General features: G+C 64.5%; 12 protein-coding genes. 9 read left to right on the top strand and 3 right to left on the bottom strand.

Features of this window, described 5'->3' with window-relative positions; genetic code table 11:
* Nucleotides 1–153: 153 nt before the first annotated feature.
* The gene (gene mgtE, locus FWJ47_RS10885) at nucleotides 154–1,512 is read left to right on the top strand and encodes a magnesium transporter (protein WP_147108096.1); all 1,359 of its coding nucleotides are present in this window, start codon (nucleotides 154–156) and stop codon (nucleotides 1,510–1,512) included.
* Nucleotides 1,513–1,611: 99 nt separating this feature from the next.
* Entirely contained in the window at nucleotides 1,612–3,834 is a 2,223-nt protein-coding gene (locus tag FWJ47_RS10880) for an NADP-dependent isocitrate dehydrogenase (protein ID WP_147108093.1), read from the top strand.
* Nucleotides 3,835–4,838: 1,004 nt separating this feature from the next.
* Here the strand turns inward: FWJ47_RS10880 and FWJ47_RS10875 are convergent.
* Entirely contained in the window at nucleotides 4,839–5,096 is a 258-nt protein-coding gene (locus FWJ47_RS10875) for a PadR family transcriptional regulator (RefSeq protein ID WP_246126352.1), read from the bottom strand.
* Nucleotides 5,097–5,693: 597 nt separating this feature from the next.
* Here FWJ47_RS10875 and FWJ47_RS10870 point away from each other — a divergent pair.
* From FWJ47_RS10870 to FWJ47_RS10850, 5 genes are all read left to right on the top strand, one after another.
* The gene (locus FWJ47_RS10870; protein ID WP_147108087.1) at nucleotides 5,694–6,659 is read left to right on the top strand and encodes a TIGR03885 family FMN-dependent LLM class oxidoreductase; all 966 of its coding nucleotides are present in this window, start codon (nucleotides 5,694–5,696) and stop codon (nucleotides 6,657–6,659) included.
* Nucleotides 6,660–6,661: 2 nt separating this feature from the next.
* The gene (locus tag FWJ47_RS10865; RefSeq protein WP_147108085.1) at nucleotides 6,662–8,353 is read left to right on the top strand and encodes an alpha-amylase family protein; all 1,692 of its coding nucleotides are present in this window, start codon (nucleotides 6,662–6,664) and stop codon (nucleotides 8,351–8,353) included.
* Nucleotides 8,354–8,479: 126 nt separating this feature from the next.
* Nucleotides 8,480–9,358 (top strand): hypothetical protein, encoded by an 879-nt coding sequence (locus FWJ47_RS10860; RefSeq protein ID WP_147108082.1) that lies wholly within the window; start codon nucleotides 8,480–8,482, stop codon nucleotides 9,356–9,358.
* 14 nt (nucleotides 9,359–9,372) lie between these two features.
* Entirely contained in the window at nucleotides 9,373–10,332 is a 960-nt protein-coding gene (locus tag FWJ47_RS12090; RefSeq protein WP_170228563.1) for a hypothetical protein, read from the top strand.
* Between the two features lie 229 nt (nucleotides 10,333–10,561).
* Complete coding sequence (locus tag FWJ47_RS10850; protein WP_147108079.1) at nucleotides 10,562–10,831, top strand: hypothetical protein; 270 nt, start codon at nucleotides 10,562–10,564, stop codon at nucleotides 10,829–10,831.
* 148 nt (nucleotides 10,832–10,979) lie between these two features.
* Here the strand turns inward: FWJ47_RS10850 and FWJ47_RS10845 are convergent, their stop codons facing one another.
* The gene (locus tag FWJ47_RS10845; RefSeq protein WP_147108076.1) at nucleotides 10,980–11,429 is read right to left on the bottom strand and encodes a Fur family transcriptional regulator; all 450 of its coding nucleotides are present in this window, start codon (nucleotides 11,427–11,429) and stop codon (nucleotides 10,980–10,982) included.
* Nucleotides 11,430–11,571: 142 nt separating this feature from the next.
* Between FWJ47_RS10845 and glyA the strand changes: the two genes are divergently transcribed.
* The gene (gene glyA / locus FWJ47_RS10840) at nucleotides 11,572–12,846 is read left to right on the top strand and encodes a serine hydroxymethyltransferase (RefSeq protein ID WP_147108073.1); all 1,275 of its coding nucleotides are present in this window, start codon (nucleotides 11,572–11,574) and stop codon (nucleotides 12,844–12,846) included.
* 8 nt (nucleotides 12,847–12,854) lie between these two features.
* Nucleotides 12,855–13,736 (top strand): bifunctional methylenetetrahydrofolate dehydrogenase/methenyltetrahydrofolate cyclohydrolase, encoded by an 882-nt coding sequence (locus tag FWJ47_RS10835; protein WP_147109377.1) that lies wholly within the window; start codon nucleotides 12,855–12,857, stop codon nucleotides 13,734–13,736.
* 112 nt (nucleotides 13,737–13,848) lie between these two features.
* Here FWJ47_RS10835 and FWJ47_RS10830 read toward each other — a convergent pair whose 3' ends face one another.
* The gene (locus tag FWJ47_RS10830; RefSeq protein WP_147108070.1) at nucleotides 13,849–14,730 is read right to left on the bottom strand and encodes a PDDEXK family nuclease; all 882 of its coding nucleotides are present in this window, start codon (nucleotides 14,728–14,730) and stop codon (nucleotides 13,849–13,851) included.
* Between the last annotated feature and the right edge of the window lie 113 nt (nucleotides 14,731–14,843).

Genomic DNA, 14,843 nt, shown 5'->3' with positions numbered 1-14,843 from the left:
CCTGAGAGCACTTCGACCACAGAGAGTTTGGGTAAGCTGAACATCGTGAATCGATCCAGTAGTTAGCCCCTTGGCGTTGGTCAGCGGCCGCGCGCCTTGAGGGGCTGCGCGTGACCAGATCCTGAACGACCCAAGAGATGGGGGCTGATTGCCGTGACCGAAGAGCTGCTGGACGAGCTGACGGACCTGATCCGTGACGAGAGGCTTCGTGAGCTTCGGTCTGCCCTCAATGACCTGAACCCGGGCGACGTCGTCGACTTCTTGGAGCGGCTGGGCGTGAAGGACCGCGCCGTCGCGTTCCGCATGCTGCCGAAGGACACCGCGGTCGAGGTGTTCGACCTGCTGGATGAGGCGCTGCAGCACGAGCTCCTGGAGGGCCTGAAGGATCACGACGTCGCGCACTTCTTCGAGTCGCTGGACCCGGATGACCGTGTCCGGCTGATGGATGAGATGCCGGCCTCGGTGGCTCGGCAGATGATGCGTCACCTGGATGAGAGGGAGCGCAGTCTCACCAGCCTCGTGCTGGGGTACGACCCAGGCACGATCGGCCGTCACATGAGCCCCGAGTTCGTGGCGATTCGGGAGGAGCTCACGGTTGCCCAGGCGTTGGAGAAGGTCCGCGCCCAGGCGGAGGACGCAGAGACAATCTACACCGTGCCGGTGGTGGACGCCGGCCGGATGCTGCAGGGCGTGGTGTCTCTGCGCGACCTGCTGAAGGCTGACGGCGCCGCGGTGGTGAGCGAGCTGATGGCGGAGGCGGACTCGGTCGACGCCGACCATGACGCAGAGGATGCCGCCCGCCGCTGTGCGGACCGCAAGCATCTGGCGATGCCGGTCACCGATAAGGAGCACCGGGTGGTCGGCATCTTCACCGTGGACGATGCCCTGGACATCATTGAGCGTGCGGAGAACGAGGACGCGGCCCGCCACGGTGGTGCTGAGCCGCTGAACCGGCCGTACCTGTCCACCCCGATCCTGACGATCATGAAGTCTCGCATCGTATGGCTGCTGGTGCTTGCCGTGGGCGCCACCCTGACGGTCTCGGTGCTGGACGCCTTCGAGGGGCAGCTGGAGGCGGTGACGGCCCTGGCGCTGTTCGTGCCGCTGCTGATCGGCACCGGAGGCAACACCGGCAACCAGGCGGCCACCACGGTGACGCGTGCGCTGGCGCTGGGCGATGTGCGGACCAGGGATGCGTTGAAGGTGCTCTGGCGTGAGGTGAGAGTCGGCGTCACCCTGGGATCTTCATTGGGGGTGCTGGGCTTCCTGCTGGTGGCGCTGTGGGGCCCGGGCGAACCGGAGATCAGCAGGTGGGCGATCGCCTCCGTGATCGGCCTGACCCTGCTGGCAATCTGCACCTTGGCGGCCTCGGCCGGCGGTCTGATGCCGCTGCTGGGCAAAGCCATCGGCGCGGACCCGGCGGTGTTCGCGAACCCGTTCATCGCCACGTTCGTGGACGCCACTGGGCTCATCGTCTACTTCCTCATCGCCATGGCGATCCTCGGCATCTGACCGCACCGGGGCAGGTCACCGCCGTGCTTGATAGGTTGTGACCGACACAGGACATCATGACTGACGTCATCACGATCGACCTCGAGGGGACACATACCCATGGCAAAGATCATTTATACGAACACTGACGAAGCACCCATGCTGGCGACCTATTCGCTGAAGCCCATCGTCGAGGCATTCGCCTCTACCGCCGGCGTCGAGGTCGAGACCCGGGACATCTCCCTCGCCGGCCGCATCGTCTCCCAGTTCCCCGACTACGTCGGTGAGGACAAGGCGGAGGCTGATGCGCTGGCAGAGCTCGGCGAGCTCGCCAAGAGCCCCGAGGCCAACATCGTCAAGCTGCCGAACATCTCTGCCTCCGTGCCGCAGCTGAAGGCCGCGGTCGCCGAGCTGCAGTCGCAGGGGTACAAGCTGCCCGACTACCCCGAGTCCCCCTCCACTGATGAGGAGAAGGACATCCGGTCCCGCTACGACAAGGTCAAGGGCTCTGCGGTCAACCCCGTGCTGCGTGAGGGGAACTCTGACCGCCGCGCGCCCGAGCCCATCAAGAAGTACGTGCGTGCCAACCCTCACCGGATGGGGGAGTGGTCCTCTGACTCCAAGACCAACGTAGCGACTATGGGGGACCAGGACTTCGCCGCCAACGAGCAGTCCGCGGTCTTCGACGCCGAGGACACCGTCACTTTCCAGCACGTGGCTGAGGACGGCGCCGTCAACGTTCTGAAGGAAGGTCTGAAGATCCAGGCCGGGGAGGTGCTCGACGGCACCTTCATGTCCGCGAAGGCGCTCGACGCGTTCCTCGCCGAGCAGGTCCAGACCGCCAAGGACGCCGACGTCCTGTTCTCCGCGCACCTGAAGGCCACCATGATGAAGGTCTCCGACCCGATCATCTTCGGCCACATCGTCAAAGCCTTCTTCCCCACCATCTTTGAGAAGCACGGGGAGGACCTTGCTCAGGCCGGCCTGTCCGCCAACGACGGCCTGGCCTCCATCCTCAAGGGCGCCGAGGAGCTCGGCGAGGCCGGGGAGGGAATCAAAGCTGAGTACCAGAAGGGCCTGGAGAACGGCCCCCGGATGTCCATGGTGGACGACTCCAAGGGCATCACCGGCCTGCACGTCCCCTCCGACGTCATCGTCGACGCCTCGATGCCCGCCATGATCCGCAACGGAGGCAAGCTTTGGGGCCCCACCGGCGAGACCGACGACACCCTCGCCGTCATCCCGGACTCCTCCTACGCCGGGGTCTACCAGGCGGTCATCGAGGACTGCCGGGCCAACGGTGCCTTCGACCCCACCACCATGGGCACTGTCCCCAACGTCGGCCTGATGGCGCAGAAGGCTGAGGAGTACGGTTCCCACGACAAGACCTTCGAGATCGAGGCTGCGGGCAAGGTGCAGGTCCTCAACTCGGCAGGCGACGTGCTCATCGAGCACACCGTGGAGCCCGGCGACATCTGGCGCGCCTGCCAGACCAAGGACGCCCCCATTCAGGACTGGGTGAAGCTGGCCGTGGAGCGCGCCCGGGAGACCGGCGCCCCCGCCGTCTTCTGGCTGGACGAGGAACGCGCTCATGACTCCAACCTCATCAAGAAGGTCGTGCACTACCTGGACGACCACGACACCGAGGGCCTGGAGATCAAGATCCTCAGCCCGGTCGAGGCCACCAAGTACACCGTGGAGCGCCTGCGTGAGGGCGATGACACCATTTCGGTGACCGGCAACGTCCTGCGCGACTACCTCACCGACCTCTTCCCGATCCTGGAGCTCGGCACCTCCGCCAAGATGCTCTCCATCGTGCCCCTGATGGCCGGCGGCGGCCTCTATGAGACCGGTGCCGGCGGGTCCGCCCCCAAGCACGTCCAGCAGCTCACCGAGCAGAACTACCTGCGCTGGGACTCGCTGGGCGAGTTCTTCGCCCTGGTGCCCTCGCTGCAGAAGTACGCGGACCAGGCCTCCGCCCCCAAGGCGAAGGTGCTGGCCTCCGCGCTGGACCGCGCCACTGCCACCTTCCTGATGGAGGACCGCTCCCCGGGCCGGAAGATCGGCAGCCTCGACAACCGCGGCTCCCACTTCTACCTGGCCCAGTACTGGGCCCAGGAGCTGGCCGAGCAGGCCGAGGACACCGAGCTCGCCGAGACCTTCAAGCCCGTTGCTCAGGCACTGACTGAGAACGAGGAGAAGATCGTCGAGGAGCTGAAGGCCGTGCAGGGCAGTCCCGCAGACGTGGGCGGCTACTACCGCCCGGACGAGCAGAAGGCGTTCAAGGCCATGCGCCCTTCCGCCACGCTGAACGAGATCGTGGACGGCTTGGCCAAGAGCTAACGCTTTAGGGCACTGATTATCGATAGAGGTGGCCGTAGCTCTCCTAGCAAGTCTTGGGAGCTACGGCCACCTCTATTTTCTAACCCGGCTGACCGCCGGCCCTGTGCTGCCACGAAGGGGAGTCGGCCTCTCGCGCAGAGAGGAACTTTCAATGTTGCGCACCTACCTGCCCGGTGTAGTCGTTGGCCTGCGCGGGGGTGGCGTGATGCACTGCTGCTTTTTGAGGTCGAGGGCGAGCAGCCTGTTGTAACGGTGTAGGAGTTAGTCGGGTCGGGTGCATTCTTATATCGGCTAACACGGTAAAGTCTTCAGCCTGCAGGGCTACCTGGCTTGTGGTCCGGGTGCTTGGTCTGGAGTTTTGGATGCGTTTGAAGGGTCCAAGTATTTCTTCGCCCGGAGTGGCCTGTAACGACCTTAAGCGAGTTGAGCAAAGCATGTGAGCGCGCAATTCGCACACAAGTCCCGTGCTCATCTCCTCGGAGGATCGTTTGCTTTCGACTTCTTCCCGACGAGTGAGGCGACACTCTTATGCCGCACTAGAGTCAGAAACGGCAAGGAGGAGGGAGAGCATGATGGCAGAGAGGCAAAGACTGGCCACGCTCATGTGAACTGAGGCTCTGCCCCACACCGCGCACGTTCCGTAGCGCTGTGTCCTTCCAGCAATTAAGCTGAGCAAAGCTGCTGGTGCCGCAAGGTAGGGGGCCCAAAGGGCTAGGACGGCGCTAGCAGAGGCCCAGGCCAGGGTGAGTTTGGCGAAAAGTGTGTGTGGGGGCTTCTCGGAAGGGGAAGCGGCTTGAGCAATATCTTCGACCGGCCCCAGAGCCTCGAGGTGGCCTCGCATCTCCTCAGCGGTAGTGCCCTCGTCCACTAGTCTGTCGAGCTCGCCCCTTATCTCGTTAAGTGTTTCTCGACGTTCATTCAGATCAGCACCCACCATCGCTTGGTCGAGCTTTTCGACGTACTGAGACGCGACCCGCTCGGCTGAAGCTGTCATGCGGTTCCTTTCAGAGTAAGGCGTCAATCTCGTCACTAAAGGGCGCCCACGTTTGTATAAACTGGTCTAGGATTTTCCGTCCCTCGTCAGTGAGGCGGTAATAACGCCGTGGAGGGCCAGAGGGGGATTCCTGCCACTCTGTACTCACCCATCCCTGTTTCCGGAGGCGGGACAGGAGAGGGTAAAGGCTCCCTTCGCTTTCTAAGAGGTTGTGGTTGCGCAGTGTGATGGCTATCTCTCGTCCGTATATGGACCGATTGTTAATCACCGATAAAACACAGTATTGAAGCACCCCCTTGCGCAGGTGCGTCAGTACATCGTTGGCTGTGCTCACGTGGCGAGGATATCAGCTAGCTTGCGTAACAAGGTAGCCATCTGTGCCAGGTTCCATGTTGTAATAAGTTCCTCTTGATGAAGATGCCCGTAACAGCGCAAGTGGGTTCCCTGGTGCCATCAGTGGGACTAATGCGTTGCCTTCAGGCTGCTGGTTGGCAACGCAGCGCGCGGATACCTCGAATGCAGTGGGGCTGACCTTGTTCAGCACCTACCACGAGGGGCGGTGGTGCAGTGAAACCGGGCTTAGCGTTACTTCAGCTTCAGTGAGCAACTACTGGGGTGAGCCTCAAGCGGCACCGCTATACCCTGGGCTCGGCAGGAGTGAAGGTGCAACAGCGGCAGCCGTGCGCCCGTGTGATCGGGTATAACGACGGGGATACAGTTTGCGGAGTTTCCTAGGACTACGACGATGCTCATGCGTCAATATGTTTCTCCTTGATGGATAAGCACCCAGCAATCACCCAGGTGGGTGTCGATACAGTTCCTGATCAGGGACGATGTATCGACTACTCATCTGGGTGATTTGCATATGACGACTTTCGGCTACCACTGCTCCCAGGAGCAGATTGCTCCCTCACAGCTGCTCACCGACGTCCAGCACGCCGAACAGGCCGGATTCCAGGCCGCCATGAGCTCCGATCACTTCATGCCCTGGTCCGAGAGGCAGGGGCACTCCGGGTTCACGCTCTCCTGGCTGGGGGCCGCCCTGGCCAGCACCAGCTTCTCCATAGGCTCGGTCTGCGCTCCCGGCCAGCGCTACCACCCTGCTCTGATAGCCCAGGCGACAGCGACCCTGGCAGAGATATTTCCGCAGCGGTACTGGACAGCCCTGGGGGCGGGCCAAAACATGAACGAGCACGTCACCGCGCACAAGTGGCTTCCGCAGGAGGACCGCCGGGCTCGCCTCGAGGAGTCCGTCAACATTATTCGTCGGCTGCACCAGGGGGAGTGGCTCACCCGGCACTCCGGGTACGTGGAGCTGGAGGACGCGTACCTCTACGATCGTCCTGGGAAGCCGCTGCCGCTCTACGCCGCCTGCATCACCCCGGAGTCCGCCCAGCGCGCCGCCGCATGGGCTGAGGGGATGATCACCCTCAACCAGCCCGGCGGCGCCCATCACGACACCCTGAAGGCATACCGCGACGCCGGGGGAGAGGGGCAGGCCATGCTGCAGATCCATCTCTCCTGGGCTGAGACCTATGACCAGGCCATGGGCATCGCCCGCGATCAGTGGTCGGCCAATGCCTTAGGCCCGCCTTTGGACCAGGACCTGGCCACCCCCGCCCACTTCGACACCGCCGCCGGGGAGGTCTCGGCAGAGACCGTCGCCGAGGCGGTCTGGACCTCCGCAGAGCCCGGCCAGCACGCCGAATGGATCGCCGAGGCTGCTGAGCACTTCGACGCCCTCTACCTCCACCACGTGGGCCAGGAGCAGAAGCCGTTCATCGACGTCTTCGGTGAGCAGGTTCTGCCGCAGCTGGTCCGGAAAGGCTGATTATGCGCATCACAGAGACAGCGGACCTCTGGTACAAGAACGCGTTCGTCTACTGCATCGACATGGAGGTCTACCTCGACTCCAACAATGACGGGATCGGGGACCTCCATGGCATGACCCAGCGCGTCGACTACCTGTCCGAGATCGGCGTCAACTGCATATGGCTGATGCCCTTCTACCCCTCACCCCGCCGGGACAACGGGTATGACATCGCTGACTTCTACGGCGTCGACCCCCGCTACGGAGACCACGGTGATTTCGTGGAGCTCATCCGTCTGGCTCACGACCGCGGCATCCGGGTGATCATCGACCTGGTCATCAACCACACCTCGGACCAGCACCCCTGGTTCCGCAAGTCTCGAGCCTCGAAGGACAACCCTTACCGGAACTACTACGTGTGGCGGGACGACACCCCGCCGGACACCTCGGACGAGACCATGTTCCCCGATTCCGAGGACGGCATCTGGACTCAGGACGAGAAGACCGGTGAGTGGTATCTGCATCACTTCCTGCACACGCAGCCGGACCTGAACACCGCCAATCCCCAGGTCCGCGATGAGATCGCGAAGATGATGGGCTTCTGGCTGCAGGTGGGGGTGGACGGATTCAGGGTCGACGCCGTTCCGTTCGCGATCAATCAGACCACCCTGCTCGGGGTGGACGAGGAGGAGCTGGAGGAGCCGCACGACTACCTGCGCAGCCTGCGCTCCTTCATACAGCGCCGTGCCAGCGGACAGGGCTCGGCCATCATGCTCGGTGAGGTCAACCTGCCGCATGAGGAGCAGCGAGCCTTCTTCGGGGGTGAGGACGGCGACCAGCTGACCATGCAGTTCGACTTCTTCACCAACCAGAAGATGTTCCTGGCCTTCGCCCGGCAGGATGCCGCTCCGCTGCGGGAAGCTCTGGAGTCACGCCCGCAGGACCTGGACATGGGGGTCCAGTACGCCAACTTCCTGCGCAATCATGACGAGCTCACCCTGGATCTGCTTCCCGACGAGGAGCGTGAGGAGATCCTCGACACCTTCGCTCCGGAGGAGGAGCACCGCTTCGCCGGGCGCGGCGTCCGGCGTCGTCTGCCCACCATGTTCGAGGGGGACCCGCGCCGGCTGAGGATGGCCTACAGCCTGCTCTTCTCCCTGCCCGGGACACCCGTGCTCTACTACGGGGAGGAGATCAGCATGGGGGAGAACCTGGATGTCTCCGGCAGGGAAGCGGTCCGCACCCCGATGCAGTGGTCCAGCGAGAAGAACGGCGGGTTCTCCTCCGCCAAGCCTTCGCAGCTGGCTCGCGCCGTCACCGAGGGCTCCTACTCCCCGGAGCACATCAACGCCGGTTCTGCCCGCCGTGAGCAGGACTCCCTGCTGCATCACATCACGCGCCTGGCCAAGCGGTACCGGGAGTCCCCGGAGATCGGCTGGGGCGAGTTCCATGTCATTGAGCAGCCGCACAGCAGCGTGCTGGTCCACCGGGTCACCTGGGAGGCCCGATCCCTGGTGCTGCTGCACAACCTTGCCCCCGAACCCGTCAACGTCCCCTTCGTCCTGGAGGATGAGGAGCCGGGCACGCAGCTGATCGACCTCATGGCAGAGGACACCCACGAGCTCGACGGCGACTCCGCCGCGGAGGTGCAGCTGGAAGGCTACGGATGCCGCTGGCTGCGGCTCAAGCGTGAGGACGATCCCCGCCTGGTCTGAGGCCTTCAGGGAAATCCGGGGCGGCTGCGTCGGCCTCCACTAGGGTGAGGCCGACCAGACCAAGGCAACACCCAGACTTGCTCAGTACCGTCTGTGAGAGTCCCGAATGAGGAGGCACACACTGCAATGACGCGCACCCCCACCTTCCCCACTGCGCTGACTGCCCCGGCCGTGCTCACCGCCGGCGGACTGGCGCTCAGTGCCTGCGGCCCCTACCCGGTGGATGCCAGTGATCAGCACGACGATGTCGCCACCGGCGCCGCGCCCGTGTTCGGCGAGGTCCGCGAAGAGGCCTTCGAGACGTCCCTGGCTGCCGAGTCAGTGACAGTCGAAGGCGAGATCGAGGCCGGCGAGGCGGACGTGGACGAGCTCTTCGGCGAGATTGACGAGGGCGAGTCCGGGCAGCTGGAGATCACCGGAGACCTGGACGGCACCGCCTCGCAGATGAGCTTCAGCGCCGGGGAGTCCAGCTTCACGCAGGTGGTCGTCGACGGTGAGGAGTACTTCGCCGGCGATGAGTTCGCCCAGCTGCTCGCCGCCGAGCTCAACGACGATGATGAGGATGAGGAGGAGGCGGACTCTGTCTCCTCCGATGATGTCGCTGAGATCATCGACGACGCCTGGGTGCAGTTTCCCGACGCCGAGAGCGTCTACTCCGCCCAGGATGTGCTGACCACTTGGCAGGAGGAGCTCGCCGACGGCGAGTATGACGAGCTGGAGGCTGAGGAGGACATTCGCGACGGCGAGGACGTGTGGATCTACACCGAGGACGACCTGAGCATCGTCGTCGCAGCGGGGGATGAGCCTCTCATCCTCGAGATCAGCGACGGTGCGAACACCTACGCGTTCGACGAATGGAACGAGTCCGAGGCACCCGAGGCTCCCGAGGATGTCATCACCATCGACGAGATCCTCGAGGAGGCAGGCGGCGCCGAGTCCGTCGAGACCGGCGAAGAGATCGATGACCCGGAGATCACTGACGCCGTCGCAGAGGGCGGCGAGTAAGGAGAAGGAGAGAGATGGATAAGTTCTACAGGACCACGGGGGTCTTCGGCGTGGCGCTGCTGGCGCTCACCGCCTGCGGCGACCCCGGAACTCCCGCCGATGATCAGACTGAGGAGGAGGACGCCGGCGCCGAGGGCCAGGATCCTGACGGGGCTGAGGACCAGGGTGACCACCCTGACGAGATCGCCGGCGAGGAGGACGAGGACGACGCCGGCGGCGAGCCCGACGATGAGACCATGGACCCGCCCAGCTTCTCCGAGATCGAGGAGGACATCTGGGAGAGCTCCCTGGACCATGACAGCGTCACCATTGAGGTGCTCATCCAGGAGGACATCGAGGATGAGGACGATGCCCCGGAGATCGGCGCGGCAGGCAGTGCCGAGGACGAGGATGAGGACGCCGATGAGGATGGCGAGGACCTTGAGGGTGAGGAGCTCACCATAGCCGGTGACATGGAGGGTGACGGTGCGGTCCGTGCGTTCTCCCACGGGGAGCAGCGCATCTTCGACGACGGTGAGCGAGTCCTGGAGTCGAACGAGTTCTTCGTGGCCACCTATGAGGAATCCCGTCCCGAGGACGCCGAGGGCCTTCAGCCCGAGGAGCTTGAGGAGTGGCTTGATGAGCGCGGCGACTGGGTCCATGTGACCGAGGCCGTGGACCTGGAGATGATTGAGACTCCCGGCGAGTTCATCACCAACCTTCGCGAGGGCTTCGAGTCCGCCGTGTCCGAGAGCGACGCTGAGGGCGAGGCGGACACCGTCGAGGGCGAGAACGTCTGGATCTACGAGATCGAAAACGCCGTCTTCGCTGTGGCTGCCGACGAGGACGAGCCGCATCTGGTCTCCTACCAGGCCCAGGAGTTCGACGTCTCGTTCGAGGACTGGGATGAGACCGACGAGGTCGAGGAGCCGGATGAGGACACTGTCATCGAGTTCGCAGAGCTCGAGGAAGCAGTCATGGAAGCCTCGAACTGAGGCGTGAACCTGAACACGGGCTGTTAGTGCCTGGGTGCTGACAGCTCCAACCTGAATGAGGCCTAAGAGTCTTCTCCGAATTGGCCTGAATGGCCGATTTTGGCTTCCATTCCGTCGATACGTCTGGTGGTATGGAGACAGTTCGCCGGGGAACGGATTCCGCGGCGATGAAGGCGGAAATTCCGCCACGCATCACATCGATGCAGGACCAAACGGAGGTAACCAACATATGGCTACTACCGAGAACTCCAAGTTGCGCAACCTCGCCGGAATCGTGGGCGTCGGTTCCATCGCTATGTTCGGCCTGGCCGCATGCGACGACAACGGCGTCGACGACAACGGCGCTGACGACCCTGCCGTCGAGGACAACGGCGACGGCGTGGACGACACCACCACCGAGGACGACGCCATGGACGACGGTGCTGAGGACGACGAGCTCGGCACTGAGGACGACGCCATGGACAACGGTGCTGACGACGACGAGGCAGACGACCTCTGAGTCGCGTCCTGATCGCTATTCAGTTCTGACGAGCTGAAGCGCAGAAAAGCTCCCCGCGGTTCTCCGCGGGGAGCTTTTTGTATGCGCAAGAACTTCTAATAGAAAATACTAGGGAACGTAATATTCTCGAAAAAGGCGCGGGGAAATCTTAGGCGGCAACCGATGCGGGGGACTCGGCCTGCGTCTGGCGGCATGCGGCGCACAGCCCGCGGAACACCACATCGGCGACGTCGATGCTCATCCCCAGGGAGGCGGGCGCCTCCAGGCACGGGGCCTCCCCGTGCACGCAGTCCACATCCTCGATGCGTCCGCACCGGGTGCAGATCGCGTGGTGGTGGTTGTCCTCTGTGCGGGTCTCGTAGCAGGCTGCGGCGCCCGGCGGGTCGAAGCGCCGGATCAGGTCCTTTGCGGAGAGGTCGTGCAGCACGGTGTAGACGGACTGGACGGTGATATCCGGCAGCTGCTCTGCCACAGTGGAGTGAACAGACTCGGCCGGCCTGTGCGGCTGGGCGTGGACGGCCTCGAGCACGGCGAGGCGCTGGCGGGTCACGCGCAGCCCCCGCTCGCGCAGCTGAGTGGGCCAATCCTGCTGAGTCATCCCATATATCATGCCAGCAGTTATGAGTTTCTCATAATAAGGGCGTCTGGTGTGTGTCTCTTTTCACAGCATGGGGCGCCCGCGCCGGGTGCGTCGTGCGTAGACTGATCGCGGCACCACCACCGGAGATGAGGAGCCCTTCTTGAGCGCTGACATCAATACCGCCCCCCTGGCAGACGTCGACCCGGAGATCGCTGAGGCGATCGCCCAGGAGCTGGGCCGCCAGCGCGGCACCCTCGAGATGATCGCCAGTGAGAACTTCGTGCCCCGCGCCGTGCTCGAGGCGCAGGGCTCCGTGCTCACCAACAAGTACGCGGAGGGCTACCCCGGCCGCCGCTACTACGGCGGGTGCGAGTTCGTCGACGTCGCAGAGAACCTCGCCATTGAGCGCGCCAAGGAGCTCTTCGGCGCCGAGCACGCCAACGTCCAGCCCCACGCCGGCGCTCAGGCCAACGTCGCGGTGATGACCGCCTTCCTCCAGCCCGGCGACAAGATGATGGGCCTCTCTCTGGCCCACGGCGGCCATCTCACCCATGGGATGAAGCTCAACCACTCCGGCAAGACCTATGAGATCGTCGCCTACGAGGTGGATCCCGAGACCGGCACCATCGACATGGACAAGGTCCGTGAGATCGCCCTGGCTGAGAAGCCCAAGCTGATCGTCGCCGGCTGGTCCGCCTACCCGCGCGAGCTGGACTTCGCCCGCTTCAGGGAGATCGCTGATGAGGTGGGCGCCTACCTGTGGGTGGATATGGCCCACTTCGCCGGCCTGGTCGCCGCGGGCCTCCACGCGAACCCGGTGCCCTACGCCGATGTCGTCACCACCACCGTGCACAAGACCCTGGCAGGCCCCCGCTCCGGCATGATCCTCTGCAAGGAGGAGCACAGGAAGAAGATCAATTCCTCGGTCTTCCCCGGCCAGCAGGGCGGCCCGCTGATGCACGTGATCGCCGCTAAGGCCATCGCGTTCAAGATCGCCGGCTCCGAGGACTTCAGGAAGAAGCAGCGCCGCACTGTCGCCGGCGCCAAGCTGCTCGCCGAGCGGCTGGTATCCGACGACGTCACTCAGCACGGTGTCTCCGTGCTCACCGGAGGCACCGACGTGCACCTGGTGCTGGTGGACCTGCGGAACTCCGAGCTGGACGGCAAGCAGGCCGAGGACCTCCTGCACGACATCGGCATCACCGTGAACCGCAACTCGGTCCCGAACGACCCCCGCCCGCCGATGACCACCTCCGGACTGCGGATCGGCACCCCGGCGCTGGCCTCCCGCGGGTTCGGCGAGGATGAGTTCCGCGAGGTCGCTGACATCATCGCTGAGGCGCTCAAGCCCGGCCCAGACGTCGCCGCGCTCCGCGCCCGGGCGGAGAAGCTCGCTGCGGACTTTCCTCTCTATGACGGCCTCGAGGACTGGTGAGCGCGTCAGTGGCTGCTCAGATTCTCGACGGCAGGGCTACCGCCCGCGCGCTCAGGGAAGACCTCGCCGAGCGGGTCGCCAAGCTCAAGGAGCAGGGCGTGACCCCTGGGCTGGGGACTGTGCTGGTGGGCTCGGACCCGGCCAGCGAGTCCTATGTGGCGGGCAAGCACCGCGACTGCGCGGAGGTCGGCATCAACTCCATCCAGGTGCAGCTCGAGGAGGGCATCAGCCAGGACGAGCTGCTCGCCGAGCTGGACACGCTGAACAATGACCCTGCCTGCACCGGGTACATCGTTCAGCTTCCGCTGCCTCAGCACTTGGACACACAGGCGATCCTGGAGGCCATCGACCCGAATAAGGACGCAGACGGCCTCCACCCCATGAATCTGGGTCGGCTGGTGGCCTCCACCGCTGGTGAGATGACCACCCCGCTGCCCTGCACCCCGAAGGGGTGTGTGGACCTGCTCGGGCACTACGGCATTGACCTCAGCGGCAAGCACGTGGTCGTGATCGGGCGCGGGGTGACGATCGGCCGGCCGATCGGCCTTCTGCTGACCCGCCGGAACGTCAACGCCACGGTGACCCTCTGCCACACCGGCACCAAGGACACGGCCTCGCACCTGAGGAGCGCCGATGTGGTGGTGGCGGCCGCGGGCGTGAAGCACATGATCGACCCCGCGGACCTGAAGCCCGGCGTCATCGTGCTGGATGTGGGGGTCACCCGTGAGGTGAACCCGGAGACCGGCAAGGCGAAGATCTTCGGGGACATCGCCCCCGGCATCGAGGACGTGGCCAGCTTCTACTCCCCGAACCCCGGCGGAGCAGGCCCCATGACCCGCGTGGAGCTCCTCGCGAACGTTGTGGAATCAGCTGAGCGTTCCCTCGCCTGAGCCGCTCAGAAGGCCAATCCTTCCGAACTCACTGAGAGGCCAATCCGAGCAGCAATTGCGGCACTTAGCGCCCCAGATCCTGTCCTGATCGGCCTCTCGCTGTCTTGGTTTGTCAGCTGCGATGGGTGAGAAGCGCGCGTACCTGCTGCACGGCGGTCCGGAAGCCTTCACGGCGGTCAACCCGGTTGAGCCGAAGCACCACCCACCCCTCCGCCAGGAAGACGTTGTCGCGGCGCTGGTCAGCTTGCGCCTGCTCGGGGGTGAAATGCGTGGCGCCTTCGTACTGGATCACAATCTTCTGCTTCAGGTAGCCGAGGTCCCCCTTCGGCGAGCAAGGGGTCGATGGGTCGGCGGAGACCTGCATCTGCGGCTCGGGAAGCCCGTCCTTCAGGAGGGCGAGGCGGAATTCTGTTTCGGTGGGTGAGTCCGATCCGACGCGGATGAGTGTTAAGGCCTCACGAGCAGCGGAGGCTCCGCGCATTCCTGGCACGATCTGCGCTCGAAGGCTGTCCACCGTCGAGTATGGGTGGTTCCGTCCCTCCCATTTGGGGTAGGGGTGCCGGACAAGCCAATCACCGAGCACGGTGAGCTCTTCGACGCTGCACTCGTGAGCGAGCTCACGCCACATGCGTGCCGGACTGCTCAGCAGCAGAGGGCCGAGGGCAACGACGTCGGTGCCCCTGACCTGTGCCCGGTGGCCGACCACGCCTTCGCGGCGCGGACGGTTCTGCGGGGCTGGTACAGAGAGATGGATGGCGCTGTCCCTGCTGAGGCGCCGGGGAAGAGGGGCCCGGCTCAGCCGTGCTGCAGTGCGGTGGGAGATCCAGCTTCCCTGGTACTCCGCCAAGAGCGCCTCAGCTCGGGTCCGCAGCTGGGCGTCGTCGTCGAGCTCTGTGGATGCAGGAACATAGACCCCGGACCTCAGCCGGATGAAAGCAGTGCGGCGCAGGACGCCGGGGCTCTGCCCGAGGCGTGTGGCCTGAGCGCTGGTCACGGCACTGGCTGCAAGCTCTTTCGGAGGTGGTCGGCGTCGTCCCATTGCCCCAGTCTCAGCATTTTGCAGGCCGTGTGGGGCGAGTTTCCCCACGCTGTGGATAACTTCTGGCC

It is taken from the genome of Nesterenkonia populi, assembly GCF_007994735.1.
Taxonomy (GTDB): Bacteria; Actinomycetota; Actinomycetes; order Actinomycetales; family Micrococcaceae; genus Nesterenkonia; species Nesterenkonia populi.
This window is presented reverse-complemented; position numbering and strand designations above follow the sequence as displayed.